At 66.4% G+C, this 18,678-nt stretch carries 20 protein-coding genes; 5 read left to right on the top strand and 15 right to left on the bottom strand.

The window, feature by feature from the left end; genetic code table 11:
* Positions 1-43: 43 nt before the first annotated feature.
* The 4 genes from cueR to ACXYMR_RS03720 all read right to left on the bottom strand — a co-directional run bounded on the left by cueR (position 44) and on the right by ACXYMR_RS03720 (position 5,257).
* A complete protein-coding gene (gene cueR / locus ACXYMR_RS03735) occupies positions 44-445 on the bottom strand; it encodes a Cu(I)-responsive transcriptional regulator (RefSeq protein WP_458941414.1) in 402 nt (133 codons plus the stop codon).
* A gap of 65 nt (positions 446-510) precedes the next feature.
* Positions 511-1,848, bottom strand: coding sequence for an HlyD family type I secretion periplasmic adaptor subunit (locus ACXYMR_RS03730; RefSeq protein WP_458941413.1), 1,338 nt, complete (start codon positions 1,846-1,848; stop codon positions 511-513).
* Positions 1,849-1,850: 2 nt separating this feature from the next.
* Positions 1,851-3,647, bottom strand: a complete 1,797-nt coding sequence (locus ACXYMR_RS03725; protein WP_458941412.1) for a type I secretion system permease/ATPase — start codon at positions 3,645-3,647, stop codon at positions 1,851-1,853.
* A gap of 245 nt (positions 3,648-3,892) precedes the next feature.
* Entirely contained in the window at positions 3,893-5,257 is a 1,365-nt protein-coding gene (locus ACXYMR_RS03720; RefSeq protein ID WP_458941411.1) for an NAD-dependent succinate-semialdehyde dehydrogenase, read from the bottom strand.
* Between the two features lie 237 nt (positions 5,258-5,494).
* On the opposite strand from ACXYMR_RS03720, the gene ACXYMR_RS03715 reads away from it, so the two are divergent.
* Positions 5,495-8,077, top strand: coding sequence for a putative bifunctional diguanylate cyclase/phosphodiesterase (locus tag ACXYMR_RS03715; protein WP_458941410.1), 2,583 nt, complete (start codon positions 5,495-5,497; stop codon positions 8,075-8,077).
* Between the two features lie 6 nt (positions 8,078-8,083).
* Here ACXYMR_RS03715 and ACXYMR_RS03710 read toward each other — a convergent pair whose 3' ends face one another.
* On the bottom strand, positions 8,084-8,848 hold the full coding sequence (locus tag ACXYMR_RS03710; RefSeq protein WP_458941409.1) for an SDR family NAD(P)-dependent oxidoreductase: 765 nt from the start codon (positions 8,846-8,848) through the stop codon (positions 8,084-8,086).
* A 99-nt stretch (positions 8,849-8,947) separates the two neighbouring features.
* On the bottom strand, positions 8,948-9,298 hold the full coding sequence (locus ACXYMR_RS03705) for a PRC-barrel domain-containing protein (RefSeq protein WP_458941408.1): 351 nt from the start codon (positions 9,296-9,298) through the stop codon (positions 8,948-8,950).
* Positions 9,299-9,451: 153 nt separating this feature from the next.
* Between ACXYMR_RS03705 and ACXYMR_RS03700 the strand changes: the two genes are divergently transcribed.
* Complete coding sequence (locus ACXYMR_RS03700) at positions 9,452-9,649, top strand: CsbD family protein (protein WP_458941407.1); 198 nt, start codon at positions 9,452-9,454, stop codon at positions 9,647-9,649.
* 22 nt (positions 9,650-9,671) lie between these two features.
* Here ACXYMR_RS03700 and ACXYMR_RS03695 read toward each other — a convergent pair whose 3' ends face one another.
* Positions 9,672-10,244: an MgtC/SapB family protein gene (locus ACXYMR_RS03695; RefSeq protein WP_458941406.1), complete on the bottom strand. Its 573-nt coding sequence runs from the start codon at positions 10,242-10,244 to the stop codon at positions 9,672-9,674.
* 54 nt (positions 10,245-10,298) lie between these two features.
* On the bottom strand, positions 10,299-11,009 hold the full coding sequence (locus ACXYMR_RS03690) for a hypothetical protein (RefSeq protein ID WP_458941404.1): 711 nt from the start codon (positions 11,007-11,009) through the stop codon (positions 10,299-10,301).
* A gap of 115 nt (positions 11,010-11,124) precedes the next feature.
* On the opposite strand from ACXYMR_RS03690, the gene ACXYMR_RS03685 reads away from it, so the two are divergent.
* On the top strand, positions 11,125-11,520 hold the full coding sequence (locus ACXYMR_RS03685; RefSeq protein WP_458941403.1) for a YidH family protein: 396 nt from the start codon (positions 11,125-11,127) through the stop codon (positions 11,518-11,520).
* Here ACXYMR_RS03685 and ACXYMR_RS03680 read toward each other — a convergent pair.
* The 5 genes from ACXYMR_RS03680 to ACXYMR_RS03660 form a co-directional block, all read right to left on the bottom strand.
* Positions 11,515-11,916 carry a hypothetical protein gene (locus ACXYMR_RS03680; protein ID WP_458941402.1) on the bottom strand — a complete coding sequence of 134 codons (402 nt, stop codon included), beginning with the start codon at positions 11,914-11,916 and terminating at the stop codon, positions 11,515-11,517. The two genes, ACXYMR_RS03685 and ACXYMR_RS03680, sit on opposite strands and share 6 nt — an antisense overlap.
* Positions 11,917-11,925: 9 nt before the next feature.
* Entirely contained in the window at positions 11,926-12,210 is a 285-nt protein-coding gene (locus ACXYMR_RS03675) for a hypothetical protein (RefSeq protein ID WP_458941401.1), read from the bottom strand.
* Between the two features lie 51 nt (positions 12,211-12,261).
* The gene (locus tag ACXYMR_RS03670; RefSeq protein ID WP_458941400.1) at positions 12,262-12,426 is read right to left on the bottom strand and encodes a hypothetical protein; all 165 of its coding nucleotides are present in this window, start codon (positions 12,424-12,426) and stop codon (positions 12,262-12,264) included.
* A gap of 34 nt (positions 12,427-12,460) precedes the next feature.
* On the bottom strand, positions 12,461-12,784 hold the full coding sequence (locus tag ACXYMR_RS03665) for a hypothetical protein (RefSeq protein WP_458941399.1): 324 nt from the start codon (positions 12,782-12,784) through the stop codon (positions 12,461-12,463).
* A 218-nt stretch (positions 12,785-13,002) separates the two neighbouring features.
* Positions 13,003-14,082 (bottom strand): OmpA family protein, encoded by a 1,080-nt coding sequence (locus tag ACXYMR_RS03660; RefSeq protein WP_458941398.1) that lies wholly within the window; start codon positions 14,080-14,082, stop codon positions 13,003-13,005.
* 186 nt (positions 14,083-14,268) lie between these two features.
* Between ACXYMR_RS03660 and ACXYMR_RS03655 the strand changes: the two genes are divergently transcribed.
* Complete coding sequence (locus tag ACXYMR_RS03655; protein WP_458941397.1) at positions 14,269-15,375, top strand: S-(hydroxymethyl)glutathione dehydrogenase/class III alcohol dehydrogenase; 1,107 nt, start codon at positions 14,269-14,271, stop codon at positions 15,373-15,375.
* A 56-nt stretch (positions 15,376-15,431) separates the two neighbouring features.
* Here ACXYMR_RS03655 and ACXYMR_RS03650 read toward each other — a convergent pair whose 3' ends face one another.
* On the bottom strand, positions 15,432-16,598 hold the full coding sequence (locus ACXYMR_RS03650; RefSeq protein ID WP_458941396.1) for a DUF5694 domain-containing protein: 1,167 nt from the start codon (positions 16,596-16,598) through the stop codon (positions 15,432-15,434).
* Positions 16,599-16,731: 133 nt separating this feature from the next.
* Here ACXYMR_RS03650 and fghA point away from each other — a divergent pair, with 133 nt between their 5' ends.
* Positions 16,732-17,571 (top strand): S-formylglutathione hydrolase, encoded by an 840-nt coding sequence (fghA, locus tag ACXYMR_RS03645; RefSeq protein ID WP_458941395.1) that lies wholly within the window; start codon positions 16,732-16,734, stop codon positions 17,569-17,571.
* Positions 17,572-17,583: 12 nt separating this feature from the next.
* Here the strand turns inward: fghA and ACXYMR_RS03640 are convergent.
* On the bottom strand, positions 17,584-18,678 hold a 1,095-nt coding region (locus ACXYMR_RS03640), incomplete at its 5' end, for a putative bifunctional diguanylate cyclase/phosphodiesterase (RefSeq protein ID WP_458941394.1).

The following is an 18,678-nucleotide window of genomic DNA, read 5'->3' as shown; positions in this document are numbered from 1 at the left end:
CCGGGACAAGGCTGGGGCTTCCAGTCACTGGAAGGTCAAGGCCCTATTTTGCCGGTCGCGAGGGCCCGGACAGGTCGTCGACGATCGGACAGTCGGGATGCTGGTCGCCATGGCAGGCCTCGACCAGGCGGGACAGGGTTTCGCGCACCGAATACAGCTCCGCCAGCTTGCGGTCGATCTCGTCGAGATGGTTGCTGGCCAGGCGGCGGACCTCGGCACTCGTGCGCTCACGGTCGTCGTAGAGCGAGAGGAGCTGGCGGCAATCATTGAGGGAAAAGCCGAGTGACCGGGCCCGCGCGATGAAGGTCAGGCGATCGATGTGGCTGGCATCATAGTCGCGGTAGCCATTGTCCGCCCGGCCGGGGCGGACCAGGCCGATGTCCTCGTAATAGCGGAGCGTCTTGGCTGGAAGTCCGGTACGGGCGGCGGCCTGTTTCACATTCATCTTGCTATCTGCTCGTGCTTCCCGGCTGGCAGCGCCAGTCTAGCAGCTTGGTCGGGTCCTGGCGCTCAGCTTTCGCGCAGCGCGTTGCGCAGGGAATCGCGCAGGGGCTGGATGAGGTATTGCAGCAGGGTGCGCTCGCCGGTGACGACGAGGACTTCCGCGGGCATGCCGGGGAGCAGGGTCAGGTCCTCGTCGATGCGCACGGCCAGGCGGTCGAGCTCTTCCATGTCGACGCGGACGCGGATGCGGAAATAGCTCTCGCCGGAGATCTCGTCGACCAGCGCGTCGGCGGACACGTCAATGACCTCGCCGGCGATGCGCGGCAGGTTGTCCTGAGGCAGGGCGGACAGGTGGACATAGGCGGCCTGGCCGCGGCTCACCAGGTCGACATCGAGCGGCGACATGCGGGCATCGATGATCAGCGCCTCGTCCATGGGCACGATATCGAGCACCGGGTCGCCGGGCCGGATGACGCCGCCGGTCGTGGTGTAGCGCAGATTGACCACGGTGCCGTCGATCGGGGCGGTGATCTCGGTGCGGCGCAGCACATCCTCGCTGGCCAGGATTTCCTCGCTGACCTCGGCCAGGCGGGCCTGCACGTCGTTGAGCTCGGTGGAGATCTCGTCGAGGCGCTGGCTGTCCATCGACAGCATCTGCACCTCGGTTTCGCCAATGGCCTGGCGCGAGCGGGCAATGGCGGCGCGATTGCCCGCCAATTGCTCCTCGATCGAGGCTTCCTCGCGTTGCAGGGCGAGCAGGCGGGGCCGGGGCGACAGGCCGCGCTCGACCAGGGAACGGGTGTCGGCAATCTCGCTCCGGATCAGCTGCTGGCGCCGGGTCTGGCTGCGGATCTGGGCCTCCAGCCCGTCGATCTCGGCTTCCAGCTGGCCGATGCGCTGTCCGAGCACGTCGCGGCGATTGCGGTGCAGTTCGGTGCGCTGGTCGAACAGGTCACGCTGGACGGTGAGGATCTCGCGCACTTCCTCGTCGGTCTCGGCGAGGGCAACGAGGTTTTCCGGAAAGCGCGGCGTGTCGTGCTGCAGCTGTTCGCTGCGCAGGCGGGCGCGCTGGGCGGCCAGCAGGTGCTGCTGGCCGAGCAGGACCTGGAAACTGGCCCGGGCCCGGGTTTCCTCGAGCGTGACCAGGATGTCGCCGCGGGCCACGGTGTCGCCGTCCCTCACCCGCAACTCCTGGATGATGCCGCCTTCGAGGTGCTGGATGGTGCGCCGATTGCCTTCCGGGCTGATCTGGCCGGCGGCCAGGGCTCCGGCCGACAGCGGAGCCATCGAGCCCCAGCCGAAGAAGACCAGGATGAAGACGGCGAGCACGGCGCTGCCGATCAGGGCGGGGCGCGCGATGTAGGAGAGGATGCCGCGTTCCGGCGCGACGGCAGGAGCCTGCATGGTCAGTCCTCCGGGCGGCGCTGGGGCACGGACCCCGGCCCCGTGGTGGTGGAGGCGGGCGCGCTCGGCGTGCCGGGTTCGTTACCCGTGGCCGCGGCCTGGCGGCTGGCGAAGCGCTGGCGTTCGGCCATCACCTTCATGACCTCGTCGCGCGTGTCCATGACTTCGACCGCCCCGTCCCTGAGCACCAGGATCTTGTCGACATTCTGGATCGCCGAGCGGCGGTGGGCGACCATGACAATGGCGGCCCCGCGCGCCTTGAGCGTGGCGATGGTGTGCAGCAGGGCCTGTTCACCCACCTGGTCAAGGTGGGCGTTGGGCTCGTCGAGCAGGACCAGGCAGGGCGATCCGAACACCGCACGGGCCAGTCCGATGCGCTGTTTCTGACCCCCGGACAAAACGTGCCCGCCCGGGCCGATGACCGTGTCATAGCCCTTCGGCAGACCCAGGATGGTCTCGTGCACATGGGCCAGCTGGGCGGCGTCCAGCACCGCCTGCGGCTCGGCCTCCTGCATGCGCGCGATATTCTCGCGCACGGTGCCGGTGAACAGTTCGACCGATTGCGGCAGATATCCGATGGCGCGGCCGATCTGTTCGTGCGGCCATTGCGTGATGTCGGCCCCGTCGAGACGGATATTGCCCTTGAAGAGCGGCATCACACCGACGATGGCGCGGCACAGGGTCGACTTGCCGGAGGCCGACGGACCGACCACGGCCAGGGCCTCGCCCGGCTCAAGCCGGAAACCGACATTGCGCAGGATGAAGTCCTCGCTCTGCGGCGGCCTCACGAAAATGCCTTCGACGGACAGCTTGCCGACCGGGTTGGGCAATTGCATCGGGGTTTCGTCGGCTGGAAACTCGCGGGTGGTGTCCTGCAGCCGCCGGTAGGCGATGCGGGCGGCGGAGAAATTCTTCCAGGCGCCAATGCCCTGTTCAACCGGGGCCAGGGCGCGGCCGAGCAGGATCGAGCCGGCGATCATGGCGCCGGCGGACAGCTCGCCGACCAGGACGAGAAGCGCGCCCAGGCCAAGAATGCCGACCTGGACACCCATGCGGATGAAGCGTGACAGGCCGGTGATCCAGCCGCCGCGCTCGGTGGCGTCCATCATGCGGTCCTGGGCGTTCTCGCTCATCCCCGACCAGCGGGCGACCAGGGCCTGGGTCATGCCCATGGCGTGGACGGTTTCATGCTGGGCGGTAATGCGTTCGGCCTCGTTGAAGGCGCCGATCGAGGCGGCATTCGCCTGCTTGAGGTCATCGCGGGTAACCCGGTCATTGATCAGGGCGATGGTGAACAGGGTCAGGGCCGCGGCCAGTCCGAGAATGCCGATCCAGGGATGCAGGATCCACATGGCAGCAATGAAGACCGGCACCCAGGGGGCGTCGAAGAAGGGGGCGATGGCCGGGCTGGCGAGGAAGCCCTGGAGCTGTTGCAGGTCGCGGATCGGCTGGGCGCCAACCGACTGGCCGGCATTCGCGGCGGCCAGGCTGGAGCGCAGGATGGGAGCGCCGAGGCGGGCCTGCAGCCAGCCGCCGATCCGCGTCAGGACGGCGGTCCGCACGGCGTCGAGAACCCCGAACACGGCCAGCGCCACGAGGGCGATCAGGGTCAGGTAGAACAGGGTCGGGCGGCTGCCGCTGGCGAGCACGCGGTCATAGACCTGCAGCATGTAGAGCGGCGACACCAGGAAGAGCAGGTTCAGGAAGAAGGAGAACACGGCCACGGCAAGGAAGCCGCGGCGGCTGTCGCGCAGGGTCTTGTCGAGCAGGGTGGCGGGCTGACGGGCGGACACGCTCATTCGGTAGGACCCGGGCCGACGGTGCCGCAGCAGGCATCGGGGCGACCTGACGTGCGTACAGATGTGAAATTGTGCTGGGGCAAGATGACGCTATACGATCAGGGAAGCTATCGCGTGATCCGGAAACTCTTTGACGCCCACTCGTCAAAGCCGGTCATTATCAACAGGGTAACATGCCGACTCCGGCGGGGGTAGCCATTCGGGTCAGGCAGGGCGGTTTCGCCGGATCGTGCCGGACATCCTGCCTAGCGCGCCACCCACACCGTTTTCAGATTGACGAATTCGCGAATGCCCTCCTGGCCGAGTTCGCGGCCATAGCCGGAGCGCTTGATGCCGCCGAAGGGGACACGGGGGTCGGAAGCCGTGGTGGAGTTGACGAAGACGCTGCCCGCTTCGATGCGTGGAGCGATCAGGTCGGCGCGGCTGGTATCGCCGGTCCACAGATTGGCCGACAGGCCGAAACTGGTGTTGTTGGCCAGCTCGACAGCCTCGTCCTCATTGTCGACCCTGAAGATGGCGGCAGCGGGTCCGAAAGTCTCCTCGCGCGCCATCGGGCTGGCGGACGGGATGTCGGTGGCGATCGTCGGGGCGTAGAAATGGCCCTTGCCCTCCACCGCGCCCCCCGGCACGACGAGGCGGGCCCCGAGCTTGTGGGACCTGGCGACCTGATCGACCAGCGTGTCGCGCAGATCCCCGCGCGCCATCGGGCCGAGCCAGGTGTTGTCGTCTTCCGGATCGCCGGGCTGGTAGCGCCGGCTGGCCTCGATGAAGGCCTCGGTGAAGGCGTCATAGACCGGGGCCTCGACGATCATGCGCTTGGCGGCGATGCAGACCTGGCCGGCATTCTTGAAGCGCGATGCCGCTGCGGCCTCGGCGGCGGCGGAAATGTCGGCATCCGACAGGACGATGAGCGGGTCCGACCCGCCCAGTTCAAGCACCGATTTCTTGAGGGCCTTGCCGGCCGCGGAGGCCACGGCCGAGCCGGCCCCCTCCGATCCGGTCAGGGCGACGCCGGCGACCCGGTCATCGGCGATGATGTCGGCCGCCTGCTCGTTTTCCAGCGGCAGGGTCGCGAGGGCTCCGGCCGGCCCGCCGGCTTCACGGAACAGCGCAATGATGTGCTGGGCGCAGCCGATGACGTTCGAGGCCGGCTTGTTGAGCACGGTGTTGCCTGCGGCCAGGGCCGGAACGCCGGCGCGCATGATCTGCCAGAACGGGTAATTCCACGGCGTCACCGAGAACAGCACACCGAGCGGGTCACACCGCAGGCGTATGTCGGCATCATCGAATTGCTGGGTTTCCGTTGCCAGCAGGGCTTCGGCATTCTCGGCGAAGTACTCGGCCAGCCAGGCGCATTTCTCGACTTCAGCGCGTCCTTCGCGCACCGGTTTGCCCATTTCGCGAGCGGCCGCGAGGGCCAGTTGATCCGTATTGGCGCGCAGTTTCTCGGCCCATTTGATGAGGACCTGGCCGCGGCCGGTGAAGCCGCGGTGCGACCATTCGGCCTGGCCGGCCACGAGACGGTCCAGCGTGGCATCGATATCGCTGTCGCGGGTGTCGGTGAACTCGGCGATGGTCTCTTCGGTGGCGGGATTGACCGAGTGATACATGGTTAGCCTCCGGGGCTGCGGGGAGTGCGAGTTGGTGGTGCAACGCGTCGCGGCTGCAATCGTTCGCAGCGCCGGACAGTAGGCGCGCCGACACTTTGCACAAAGGCTTGGTCAAAATTTAACCTTACCCGGGGTAGTTTCCATCGCATGTGGGGAAAGTCGTTGGCCGATATCGGGGCGGCTGCCCCGCACTTGGCCCGAGATGCGGGCAGGCGAGAGGAAAGCATACGTGTGACCATGCGGCTACTCAAAGCATTCCTGATTGCCGTCCTGGTCGGGGCGGGTGGGCTGGCGATCAAACCGGCGACCGCCTTCGCTCAGACCAGCGACGCTCCGAGCGATGCGTTCTCGCAAGCCATTGCCGACGCACGGGCCAGCATGATGGGCGACCCGGTTGCTGCACTCGGCCATGCCGAGCAGGCAGAAGAACTGGCCAGCTCCGGCGGCGCCGGCGAAACCTACGCCATCGAGCTGGCGACCGCCTGGTGGCTGCAAGCCGAAGCGCTGACCCGGCTGGGCCGACCGCGCGAAGCCCATCCCATTGCCGAACGGGCGCTGGCCCAGCTGGGCGCCGATCCGACCCCGACAAAGCTATACGCCGACATCCTGCTGGCCCTTGGGCGGACCGGCAAACTCACGGGCGACCATGGCGAGGCGCTGGAACAGCTCCAGCGCGCCTATGACGTCTACCGCACCATCGGCGAGGTCCGCAGCGAGGCTATCGTCCTGCAGTCAATTGGTTCGATCTACAACGACGCCCAGCAATACCAGCGGGCGGTGGAATACTATGTCGACGCGGCTGGCCGCTACAGCGACCCCTCGCTCGACCTGGCGGCGGCGAACAATCTGGGCAATGCCTACAAGGAACTCGGGCGCTATGACGACGCGCTTGCGAGCTATCTCGACGCCCGCGAGATCGCGGCGGAGATGGGCAGCACCATGCTCGAAGCCCGCATCCTCAACAATATCGGCTCGCTGCACGCCTCATTCGGTCGCTTCAATGCGGCCGACGAGGCGGTGACGGAAGCGTTTGAAGTCACCGGTGCGGAAACCACGGCCGAATGGGCCCGTTTCCTGTGGGGCGTGCGCGCCCAGGCCGCCCACGGCCGCGGCGAGAACGCCAGCGCGGTCCGCCATATCGAGCGCACCTTTGACGGCGTCGACCTGGCCACCACCCCGCAGCATTTCGCGGAATTCCACGCCCTGGCCGCAGATATCTACGAGGACCTCGGCCAGTATCGCATGGCGACGCCGCACCTGCGGGCGTTCAAGCGCCTTGAGGATGAGGGCCAGTCGGTGGCGAGTTCCGCCAACCTGGCGCTGCTCGGCGCCCAGTTCGACTTCGCCGAACAGGAATTGCAGATCGAGGCGCTGCGCGCCGAGGGTCTGGAACAGGACCTCGAATTGTCGCGCGCCAAGGCCCGCCAGCGGCTGGCGATCGCCGGCAGCCTGATCCTGCTTTGCCTGGTCGGTGTGGTGGCGGCCTTCTGGCGTCACCGGGTCGCCCAGGAACGCAACAAGATGCTGTCCCGGGCGCTGTACGAGGACGCCGAGACCGGCCTGCCCTCGCGTCAGGCCCTGGAAGTGGAAATCGACCGCACCAGCCGCACCACCGGTCGACCGGCGACGGTGACGGCGCTGGAGATCGACCGCCACGTGCACCTGGAAGGCGTGCTCGGCTTCAACAGCTTTGCTGAACTCAAGGCGCGCATGGCACAACGGATCGTCGCGGACGGTCATGCCAGCAAGGTCATGGTGATCTCGCGCGGCGTGCTGGGCGTGGTCTCCGACGCCAAGCTCGATGATGCCCGCGCTGTCGCCGAATGCATGCGCAAGTGTTTTGTCCGGCCGATCACGCTGGACGGCCTGGCGATTGACGTCGCCGTGGTTGCCGGCATTGCGCGCGAGGCGGACGCCGAGACCAGTGTGAAGAATGCCGTGATCGCCATCGGCCAGGCCCAGGAAGACCGGGCAGGCACGGCCATTTTCGACGCCAAGCGTTACGGGGACCCGTCCAAGAACCTGTCGCTGATGAGCCGCATGCTGGCGGCCACCGAGAACGGCGAAATGCAGCTGCACTACCAGCCCAAGCTCAATCTGCGGACCGGGCGTTTCGGCGCCGCCGAGGCGCTGTGCCGGTGGAGGGATCCGCGCGAAGGCTTGTTGTCACCGAATGATTTCATCCCGCTGGCCGAGGAAACCGGTCACATCCGGGCCTTCACCGAGTGGGCGCTGGAGCGGGCCGTGACGGACCAGAAATGGCTGCGCGAGCGGGGCTTCGACCTGAATATCGCGATCAATATTTCGGGAGCGCTGATCGCCGATTCCGGATTTGCCAACCTGGCGCTCGGCATTGCCAGCGAACGCGTCGGTGCGCTGACGTTCGAGATCACTGAGACGGCGATGATGAATGACCCCGAGCGGGCCATGGACAACCTGAAGAAATGGCACAAGGCGGGAATCAAGCTGGCCATTGACGACTACGGGTCAGGCTTGTCCTCGCTGGCTTACCTCAAGACCCTGCCAAGCGACGAGCTGAAGCTGGACCGGGCCTTTGTCACCCATGTCGCCAGTTCGACGCGCGACCGGATGCTGGTCAAGTCGACGGCCGACCTGGCCCACAATCTCGGTCTCGAAATGACCGCCGAGGGCGTCGAGACCGATGAGGGCCTGGCGCTGCTCAAGCTGCTCGGCTGTGACTGGGCCCAGGGTTACGCCCTGTCCCGTGCCCTGCCGGTCGACGAGCTGGCCAAATTCCTGGCGGAAATGCAGGTCCATGCGGCCCTCGACGATGCCAGCCGCAAGCACGGGCTGAGCTGATCCGGACTAGAGCGACTGGGCCTCGTCGACATTGATGGCGGTGCCGGTCATCGAGGCCGAGCCCGGGCCGGTCAGCAGGTCGAAGGCACCGTCCAGCGCGGATATGTCCATCAAGCGTCGGCGCGGGAAGCGGGTCACCTGGCGCTGACCGGCTTCGGTGGCAAACCAGTCGGCATTGATCTCGGTTTCGATATAGCCCGGACACAGGGCGTTGACGGCGAGGCCGTGGCGCGCCCACTCCAGGGCGAGACTGCGCGTCAGCGAGACGACAGCCGCCTTGGAGGCGCAATAGACCGACAGGCCCGGCAGGGCTTTTTCGGCGGCGATCGAGGCGATGTTGAGGATGCGCGCCTGGCCGCCCTCGGCGCTGCCATTGGCAAACATGCGGCGGGCGGCCGCCTGGCAGCCGAAAAACACGGCCCGCACATTGAGGCCGAAGGTCTGGTCGAAATCGCCGGGAGTGAGCTCGAGGGCTGAACCTTCGCCGCCGCGTCCGGCATTGTTGATCATGATCGAGACGGGCCCGAGCTCGCTCTCGACCCGGTCGAGTGCCGGCTCGAGGGCGCCGGCGTCCTGCAGGTCGATTTCCACGGCCAGGGCCCTGTGGCCGTCAGCGGCCAGATCCTTGGCCAGGCTGTCCAGCCGGTCCCGGCGGCGCGCCAGCAGGGCAATCGCGGCCCCGCGGCTGGCGAGTCGGCGGGCGAAATGCGCGCCCAACCCGCTCGAGGCACCGGTAATAACGGCCGTCTGGCCCTGCAGGTCACGTGTCATCCGCAATCCCCCCAATCTCGTGGACCCGCACACAGTAAAGACCCCGGCGGTTTTCACCACCGGGGTCCCCATGCTGCGCCATGCAGTATGGCCGTCCCGTCAGGCGATGGTGCGGGTCGTGGTGTAGTACTGGTCGATGGTGGACCGGAATGTCGTGTCGGCAAAGTCCGGCCAATTGTCCTTGTCGAAGCCCGGGGCTTCTTTCAGGCGCTCTTTCTCGACATTGAGCACGATGCGCTCATTCTTGCGGTCCACGGTCATCTCGGTCAGCGGAATGGCGAACAGCTTGTCGCCCAGACCGAGGAAGCCGCCGAAGGACAGGACGGCGTATTCCACGCGCGCCGAGTTGGGATCGATCATCAGTTCCTCGATGTGGCCGAGGTCGTCGCCGTCTGTGGACACGACCTTGTCACCGGTCAGCGAGCCTGCGGAGAGAAGATAGCTTGCCATGTCTTGGAACTCCTTGCTTCGTCTTGGGGGGATGCAATCAGCTGACTGCCCCCAATCAACGCCGGGATGCCTCAGCTTGTTCCGTTTCGTCCTGGTGGAACCAGCGGGGCTGCTGTCCCGTTGCCAAGGGGCCATTCAACCGAGGAGAACGTGATGAACAAGGATGAGCTCAAAGGCCAATGGAAACAGGTCTCCGGTGAGGCCAAGAAGCAATGGGGCAAGCTCACCGACGACGACATGACCCAGGTCGACGGGCAGAAGGACAAGCTCGTCGGCAAGGTCCAGGAACGCTACGGCAAGTCCAGGGACGAGGCCGAGAAGGAAGTCGACAACTGGATGAGCTCGAACTGATCGACGGTCGGTCCGTGCGGCATCAGTGAGGGCGGCCCCCGGAGGGGCCGCCCTTCTCGTGCGCGTGAAGGGTCGTCTTGTGCAGCTCGTCAGCGGTCGCCGCCTCGTGCTTGCGTGTGCCCCGCGCCGCCAGGCCCTTCAGCATCTGCACGACGACGAGAACGATGAGCGCGGCGCCGGTGACCAGGTAGGCCAGCCAGTACAGGCCCATGCCGGTCGCCAGTCCGGCGGCGCCCGAGAGCCAGAGGCTGGCACCCGTGGTCAGGCCTCTCACATCGCCCTTGCTGATGATGATGGTGCCTGCGGCCAGGAAGGCGACACCCGAGGTCAGGGCCTCGACCACCCGCACCGGGTCGACGCCAAGCGACGGATTCCCGTCGACCGCCCGGTGCACCATTTCGAATGTGAGGATGGTGAACAGGCAGGCCGCCAGGGCGACCAGCATGTGCGTTCGCAGACCCGCCGGCCGCTCGCGCATCTCGCGGTCGACACCGATGAGGGCACCGCAGGCGAGCGCGGCAAGCAAGCGCGCCGAGGCTTCCAGCGGGGTCAGGGAAGCGGCGGAAAAACCGAGATCGACAGCGAGGTCCTGCATGCAAGTATCGGGGTCATGACGCCGTCAGGCCTGACACCGCAGGGGGTGGGCGTGTCAGATCGTGCGGGACGCGTCGCACGGGCCGGCCTGGACGGTTCGGGTCAGGGCGATGAAGCGGACGCAATCGGCCGACACGGTGCGCATCGTTTCCGGCCGGGCATAGCCCCACCAGTCTTCCTCGACCAGGCGCACCGAGACGGCATTGCCGTCGCTATCGTAATTGATCCCGGCCAGGTGGCCGATCCGGCGGTCATCCTCGGTTACCACATCGGCGCCGATCAGGCGCGCAGCGGCAATATTGGTGATCGGCTGGGGCTGAAGCGCCGGCAGGGTTTCGGGGCTGTTGGCGGCAGGAATGGCGTCCGGATTCACCACGAGATCGCCTTCGGTGCGGCTGTAGCGCACGGCGTCGGCGGGCAGGGTGGCGCGCTGGACGTCGCCAAAGGTGGCGCTGAATTCGTTACCGGCCCCGACGCGGAAGGTGATGGCAACCGGCTGGCCGTCGCGGGACAGGTGGACCTGTTCCAGGAAGGCCGGCTCGCTGCCGAAATCCACACGGGCCCGGACGATCCGGTCCACATCGACCTGATGGATCGAGTCCGCCGCGTTGAAGCGGGTCAGCGCCTGTTCGCGCGCCTCCACGGGGTCGAGGTTGGGGGTCGTGAAGGCGGCCACCATGCCGCCGATCACGGCCGCCTGGGCGGTCACGAAAAACAGGCGCTTGGCAGCGCTCTTATAGGCCGGGTTTTGAGTTGTCTGGGTCATGTCCAAGCAACGTGCGGTCCGGTGACCGGTTCCGCCCGTCCTGCGGAAAAGTGAACATTGTGCATCCCATCCTACCACAGGTAGGCTGGGCTTCCGGAATAAACGGAGGTCCGAGATGGCAGCGGAAGACCGCACGGAACTGGCGGAGCAGCGCACGAACTGGGCCGAGGACCGCACCGTGCTGGCCAATGAGCGAACCTTTGCTGGCTGGATGCGGACCGGATTTGCCAGTGTCGGCATCGGCCTTGCCATCCAGGCCATTTTCAGTCGCGTCGAACCGCTGTGGATGGCCAAGTCTGTGGCCACGGCGTTTTTCGTGGTGGCGATCGCCGTGTTCATTGCCTCCTATCTGAAGGCAAACGCTGTTCTGGAACGGCTGGACTCGCACACGGCCCGCCCTGTCAAGCGGACCGGCATGCGATTGCTGTGCGGAATGGTGACCCTGGCAACGCTGGCGCTGATCGTGTTCTTCTGGTCGTTCAGCGCCGACGCCGAGGCGGCCCGGCTATAGAGGCGGGGCCGGCCGGGTCAGAATGCGGATGATGCTGGCCACGAGGTTCGGCTTGGTAGCCAGGAGGGCACCGAAGCCGGTGAGGACGCCGAGGGTCTGCCACGGATTGGCCCGCAGCGAGGCTTCGAGAATCTCGACCGGGGCCTTGAAGGCGGCCATGCCCATGCCCGCCGTGTTGGCCGGCGGGGTTCCCGTAGCGACCGACAGCAGGGTGCGGCGCCGCACCAGAATGAAAATCGCGGCGAGCGAGGCGAGCAGCAGATAGGCAAGTGCCACGCCGAGGCTGGCGACCCACGCCGGATAGTGCAGGGCAAGCGCCGACCAGCCCGCATGGGTGCCGAATACGAGGGCAACCAGCGGGCCGGTCAGCGCGATGACGTAGAGTAAAATCGTCATGCGTCAGGATCAGCGACGCAGCAGCATGGCACCGATGAAACCGAGGCCGAGAGCCGCACCGCAGGCGTAGAGCGGGTTCTTGGAAATATAGCCGCGCAGCTCTTCCTCGTACTCCTCGGCCGCCTTGACCGTCTTGTCCGCCACCTTGCCGGTGCGCTCGACCTGGTGTTCGGCCGTCTGCTGGGCAATGGTCGCCAGATTGGCGAACAGGGCGTCGACGTCCTGGCGCAGTTCGGTAATGTCGGACTTCACGTCTTTCATGGTCACTTCCGTGGGTTGCTTGGCTTGAGCCATCTTTTCCTCCTGGGGATGATGTCAAACTGGGATTGGGGTTCGCGGGCCGGCTCAGCGCTGACGGGGCGCGTGAGCCCGGCGAGGACGCAGCAGGCTGGCGAGTCCGGTGCCGGCAATAACCAGCAGGGCGGCGGCGAACAGCGGCAGGGCCTGACCGGGCAGGGCGAGCATGCCCACCATCGCGGTCACGAGTATTGCGAAGATCAGTCCCGGCATCGGTTCACCCCTCGGCTTGCACGTGTCAGTGGACTCAACGCGCGCCACCGGCTTGGGTTCCGTCGCGATAGCGCGGGCCGGCACCGATGGTGGAGAGGATGCGGCCGAGACGCCCGGGGGCGACACGGCCAAGCGCGCTCATCGAGGCATGTACCCAGGCATGGCGCCGACGTCGCGCGCGCACGATCCGGCGCAGGCGGGCGCTGACCATGAGCAGGAGGGTCAGGCCGGAAGCGGCGACGACGAGGCCCAGGGGAATCGGGGTCGGCGTCATGGCCAGCCCGATGGCCAGCAGGGTCGTTCCGCTCAACCAGCCCATCATGCGGGCCCGGGCATAGCCGTTCAGGGGCGTGCTCATCGTCATGCATCTCCGGCAGGGCAGCCAACCGAGTGGCTGCCATCCTCCAAGCAACGACGAGAAGGAGGCGGGGTTCCCGCCCCATTCGGGGCCATTTCGGGGCAATGCGGCAATGCTCTGACGGGTCAGAGACAGGCGCGAACACAAAAAGACCCGGCGCATAACGCCGGGCCTTTCCGTTGCTTCGTACTCTACGACCTTAAAGGGTCGTCGTTCGCCTAGTCGCGAACCATCAGGACAACAGTCCGACGGTTGAGCGGCTCACGAACACCGTCCGGGGTCTCGACCGCCGGGCGGGTTTCACCGTAGGCCTCGATGCTGATCGTGCTGGCCGGAACGCCGAGGCGAACCAGTTCGTCACGAACCGCGCGGGCACGGCGCTCGGACAGGCCGACATTGTAGCTGGCCGAACCGGACCGGTCAGCGTGACCTTCCAGATTGACGCGAACCACGTCGCAGTCGCCGCTCATGCTTTCGTTGGCGGCCTGCGAAATCACCTGGCGAGCCTGGTCGGTCAGGTTCGAGCGGTCCCACTCGAAATAGACCGGGAACTCCACGTCATTGCACTCAGCCGGGGGCGGAGGCGGCGGCGGAGGAGGCGGCGGCGGAGGCGGCGGGGGCGGAGGCGGCGGAGGCGGCGGGGGCGGCGGCGGCGCTGCAAAGGCGTAGCGCAGGCCGATCCAGGCCTCGTGACCGGCCAGCGCATCCACGCTGACGTCACCGAAATCGGTGTCGGATGCCGAGAAGTAACGGTACTCGGTGTCCAGCGTCCACTGCTCGGTCAGCTCCCAGCCCACGCCGGCCATGACCTGCCACATCAGCGGATTGTCATCGTCCTGGACGAGGTAGTAGTCGGCAGGGGTCGGAGCGGGCGGCATGGTGCCGGCGCGCCAACCGGCCAGCGTGCCACCGACTTCACCGGTACCGACACCCACGCCGACATACGGGTGGTAATTGCCGTCCGGATTGAAGTCGAAGATGGCGTTCGCCATCACCGACCACATCTGGAAATCGCTGAGGCTGTCCTCGAAATTGCCGACCGCACCGGTATCGGTGTAGCGGTGGGCGAGTTCGCCTTCGAGGCGGAAACCGTTGCCGTAGTCATAGCCGAGAGACACACTCTCACGCCAATTCGACTTGCCCTGGATTTCTCCATTGAGGGCTCCGGAAACGTCAGTGTCACCCGGTGCGCCATAGCCTACGGCGCCACGGGCATACCATCCCTCCTGGGCACTGGCAGCGCCAGTGAGCGCGGTGCTGGCACACAGCGCAAGGGTCAAGGCAGTCCATCGTGTCATGATTATCCCCTGATACGAACTAGTGGGGGCTCAACGCGGGGGTTTGCGGTATGGTTCCGGCGCGGTTCCACCGGGTTGTGATTGTCTTTTCGAGTGTTGCAAAAAAGTCGCGGGCCGGGGCGGCTTTCCTTTCGCGTCCAGACCTGATTGGTTGAACGAAAGCCTTTCCGAGCAAGGAGATGAGACATGAAAACGCGCGCTGCCGTGGCTTTTGAAGCCGGACGTCCCCTCGAGATCGTCGACGTCGACCTTGAAGGGCCGCGAGCCGGCGAGGTCCTGGTCGAGATCAAGGCGACCGGGATCTGCCACACCGACGAGTTCACCCGTTCGGGCGCCGATCCGGAAGGCGCCTTCCCGGCCATTCTCGGACACGAGGGCGCGGGCGTAGTGGTCGAGGTCGGGCCGGGCGTGACGTCGCTGGCACCGGGCGACCATGTCATCCCGCTGTACACGGCCGAGTGCCGCGAGTGCGAGTACTGCCTCAATCCGAAAACCAATCTGTGCCAGAAGGTGCGCGCCACGCAGGGGCAGGGCGTCATGCCGGACGGCACGTCGCGGTTTTCCTACAAGGGCGAGAAGATCCTGCACTACATGGGCTGCTCGACCTTCTCGAACTATACCGTTCTGCCCGAGATTGCGCTCGCCAAGGTGCGCAAGGACGCGCCCTTCGACAAGATCTGCTATATCGGCTGCGGCGTGACCACCGGCATTGGTGCGGTGATGTTCACGGCCAAGGTGGAACCCAATTCCACCGCCGTCGTGTTCGGGCTCGGCGGTATCGGGCTCAACGTCATCCAGGGGCTGAAGCTGATCGGCGCGCGCCAGATCGTCGGCGTCGACATCAACCCGGCCCGCGAAGGCATGGCGCGCCAGTTCGGCATGACAGATTTCGTCAACCCGAAGGACCACAAGGACCTGGTCGGACACCTGGTCGAGCTGACCGGAGGCGGGGCGGACTACTCGTTCGAGTGTATCGGCAATGTCGAGGTCATGCGGGCGGCGCTGGAGTGCTGTCACAAGGGCTGGGGCGAGAGCGTCATCATCGGCGTCGCCCCGGCAGGCGCCGAGATCCAGACCCGTCCCTTCCAGCTGGTCACCGGCCGTGTCTGGCGCGGCTCGGCCTTCGGCGGAGCGAGGGGCCGCACCGACGTGCCGAAGATCGTCGACATGTACATGGAGGGCCGCATCGACATCGACAGCCTGATCACCCACAAGCTCAAGCTTGAGGACATCAATGAGGGCTTCGACCTGATGCACAGGGGGGAGAGCATCCGGAGCGTGGTGGAGTATTGATGTGGTCGGCGGCCGCGCCACGGGATCTGGCGGGGCCGCCGAATTGAATGCGGTCGTCAGTCGCCCAGCACGCTCTCCACTTCGACCAGGCGGATATCGTGCATCTGGTCGAGATAGGCTTCGAAGTAGGCCTTGTGGGACGCGCCGACGATGACCAGGACGCGACCGCCCGGGTCGTTGCCGGCGGCCTCGATCACATTGGCTGCCATGCGCAGGCCGCGCGCCTGCCACCAGGCCAGATAGGCCCGGGCCGCACCGTCCAGGTCCTCGGCCGCGGCGACGGCGGCAAAGTCCTTCTCGATCGAAAAGGTCTGGTAATCCTCTCCGTTGAGGAAAAGGTAGCCGTCGCGAATCCGCTCCGGGCTGCCGAGAAAGGTGGGTCGCAGGGCGTCATACTCGGCCTCGTGCGGGTGAGCCGTGGCCCAGACCCTCTGGATGACGGCACTGATCTCCTCGGGTGAGCGGATGTAGACGAAGTCAGCGGAGTGGTCGTCCATGGCGGCCAGCAGGTCATGGTCGAGGCGCCGCGCCAGTTCGACCCCGATCAGCTGGTTCTCGTTGCGCCAGGATTGCATGGCATCGAGTTCGGTGGCGAGCGCTTCGCCAACGCCATCGCCGGCCATCCTCTGATCCGCAGTCAGGTAGCTCCATTGCAGGGCGGCCGACCAGGTCTCGCCGGCGCCGTAGAGCAGGGCGGCGAAGCGCCGACGCTCGGCGGCTGTGGGCTCGTCCGGAAACGTGGCCAGCATTTCCTCGACCGCGGCGGCGGCTTCCGGCTGGGTCATGCCCAGGGTTTCCAGGGCGAGGCCCGGATCGCGGCAGTATTGTTCGGCCAGGCCGGTATAGATGTCGGCGAAGCGGCGCAGCTCGTCGCAGGTCCGTCCGCCAATCGCCTCGATGGCGATGATGTCGGGAGCAAAGTGTTCCAGCCGTTCCAGAACGAGTGACAAATGAGCCGGATCAAAGGCCTGCTCCGGCAATTGGGACAAATGCGTCGTGCCCAGCACGAGGACTTCGGTCGCTCCGCCGCCGAGCTGGCGCTGAACGCCGGCAAAGTCGATTGTCGGTCGCGGCACGTCGCGGTCGAAATCGAGCGTCTGCCCGGCTTCGGCCGACGGTGCAGTGTCCTGACGGGCTGCGGCGGGAGCCGTCATTGCGCATGCCAGGCCGAGCAGTGCTGCGGCAAGCGCGCTGTGTTGCAGCGCGGTGTGTCGAATTATCATGTTCATCCCCATTGTCGGCCCCCCGACAGGTCGCCAGACTGGCATTGCAATCGGGCGGTGGCTCCTCCAGTCGCCGGACCGACCTCGCCGGCGGCCTGCCTGATCCGGACGACACAGTATTGGAGCAATCCCCTTGACCCTCAAGCACATCTCTTCCTGGACCTCCTTCGGCGGCACCCTTTCGGTGCACGAGCATGACAGCGAGGCCTGCAAGGTGCCGATGCGGTTTGCCGTGTTCGCGCCGCCGCAGGCGCTGGGCGAGCGGGTGCCGGTGCTGTGGTATCTGTCGGGCCTGACCTGCGACTGGTCCAACGTGATGGAGAAATCCGGGCTGCAGCGCATGGCCTCGAAGCTGGGTGTGATGGTGGTGGCGCCGGACACCTCGCCGCGCGGCGAGGGCGTGGCCGATGACGAGGCCTATGATCTGGGCCAGGGCGCCGGCTTCTACCTGACCGCCACCGAGGCGCCGTGGGCCGAGCATTACGCGATGGACCGCTATATCGCCGCGGAGCTGCCGGAAGTGGTGGCCGAGCATTTCCCGGCCGACATGTCGCGGCAGGGGATTTTCGGGCATTCGATGGGCGGGCATGGCGCCCTGACACTGCATCTCAAGCATCCGGGGCGCTACAAGTCGTGCTCGGCCTTCGCACCGATCGTGGCGCCGATGCAGGTGCCGTGGGGGCAGAAGGCGTTCCAAGCCTATCTCGGACCCGACCGCGAGGCGTGGCGCGAATACGATGCCTGCGAGCTGGTCGGCCAGCGCGCCAGCGATGCCACCATCCTGATCGACCAGGGCGAGGATGACACCTTCCTGGCCGAGCAATTGCGACCGGACCTGTTCGAGGCAGCGTGCCGCAAGTCGGGACAGGCGCTCCGGGTGCGCCGGCATGCCGGCTATGACCATTCCTACTATTTCATCGCCAGCTTCATGGGCGATCATCTGCGCCATCACGCCGAGGCGCTGGGGCTCTAGGGCTTGGCCCCGTCAGGCGGCGCCCTTGAGGCGGTCGCGCAGCTCCTCGAAGCGGACCGGCCGGCCGAAATGCCAGCCCTGCAGGTATTCGTAGCCCAGAAGGCGCAGCATGTTGGCCTGGCTGGAGGTTTCCACGCCCTCGGCGACAATGTCGAGATCCAGCGCGTCGCCGAGCAGGGCGAGCGCCTGCAGCATCTTGTTGGGCCCGTCGCCCTGGCCGATGGCGGCGACAAAGCTCTTGTCGATCTTGATCTTGTTGAAGGGCAGGCTGTGCAGGTAGCCCATCGATGAGAAACCCGTGCCGAAATCGTCGAGGTTGACCCCGAATCCGGCCTCGTGGAGCTCATGCAGGCGGGCGGCCGCGCGATCGAAATCCTCGACCAGGACGGCTTCGGTGAGCTCGAGCTCGATCTGGCCCGGGCGCATGCCGTGGCGGTTCAGCGCGGCGCTGTAGCGGCGGCACAGGTCCGGGTCGTTGAGCTGGGTCGGCGACAGGTTCACCGACACGGTGAAGTCGTCCGTCGGGCCGATCTCCTTGCACACCGAGGCAATGACGAAATCCCCGAGGAGGCGGATCAGCTGCGAGCGTTCGGCGACCGGTATGAACTCGTCGGGTGGCACCTGGCCGCGCACCGGGTGGGTCCAGCGCAGCAGTGCTTCCAGGGATGACACCTTGCCATCGCGGGCCCGCGTGATCGGCTGGTAGACGACATGGAACTGACCGGCCTTGAGCCCGGCTTCCATGTCGCGCTCGAGGGCCTGCAACTCGGCCTGCTCGACGCCCAGGCTGGCGTCATAGCAGAGCGGCTCGTCAAGCTGGTTGGCCTTGGCCCGGTACATGGCCAGGTCGGCATCATGGACGAGCTGCGCGAAGGTCTTGGTCGCGCCGGGTCGTGACCAGGCGATACCGATGGCGGCGCCGATCTCGAAGTCCTGGCCTTCAAAGCCGAAGCTGGGAACCAGGCTGACCCGAAGGGTGCGGGCAATGTCGAGGGCCTTGCCGGCCTGCGCCTCGCCAATCAGAAGGCAGGCGAATTCATCGCCGCCGACGCGGGCCAGGTGGACGTCCTCGCCAATGGCCTTGCGGAAGCGTTGCGCGACGTCGCG

This window comes from Maricaulis sp. CAU 1757 (genome assembly GCF_054482675.1).
Note: the sequence above shows the minus strand (reverse complement) of the source record. Positions and strands in the feature narration are given on the sequence as shown.